The sequence below is a fragment of the Agromyces mediolanus genome, from assembly GCF_023715325.1.
Classification (GTDB): domain Bacteria; phylum Actinomycetota; class Actinomycetes; order Actinomycetales; family Microbacteriaceae; genus Agromyces; species Agromyces mediolanus_A.
Genome location: NZ_JAMBNX010000032.1, coordinates 1 through 473, shown reverse-complemented (window position 1 = coordinate 473; position 473 = coordinate 1). Strand labels below are relative to the sequence as shown.

At 64.7% G+C, this 473-nt stretch carries 2 protein-coding genes; both read left to right on the top strand.

What is annotated here, in order from left to right:
* The coding region (locus M3147_RS18945) for a LysR substrate-binding domain-containing protein (RefSeq protein ID WP_251204947.1) at positions 1-370 on the top strand (370 nt) is incomplete at its 5' end.
* Positions 364-473, top strand: a 110-nt coding sequence (locus M3147_RS18940) for a VOC family protein (protein WP_251204948.1), incomplete at its 3' end; no start/stop codon positions are given. The genes M3147_RS18945 and M3147_RS18940, both read left to right, overlap by 7 nt.

The window sequence follows — 473 nt, the reverse complement described above, 5'->3', positions numbered from 1 at the left end:
TCCAGCGCTGCGTCCTGGGCTTAGCCTGGAAACGTTCTGTCAGTTGGAGCACGTGATCGTCTCCCCGGACGGGGGCGGCTTCAGCGCGGCGACCGATATCGCGCTGGCGAACCTCGGACTGACGCGGCGGGTTGTCCTTTCCGTGCCACATTTCCTGTTTATGCTGGAGACCCTGCGCAATAGCGATCTGGTGGCGGTCCTGCCGGAGCGGCTGGTGCGCGGGCAGAGCGGGCTGGTGGTCGTCGAGCCGCCGCTGGCGGTCGCCGGCTTTGAGATGCTGATGCTGTGGCACGAGCGCTGGCACCGCGACCCGGCGCATCAATGGCTGCGTCAGTTCATTGTGAATTCACTGGAGGAACAGACATGCTGAGTGGACTGAATCACCTGACCCTGGCAGTCAGCCAGCTGGCGCCGAGCGTGGCGTTTTATCAGCAGCTGCTGGGCATGACGCTGCATGCCCGCTGGGACAGCGG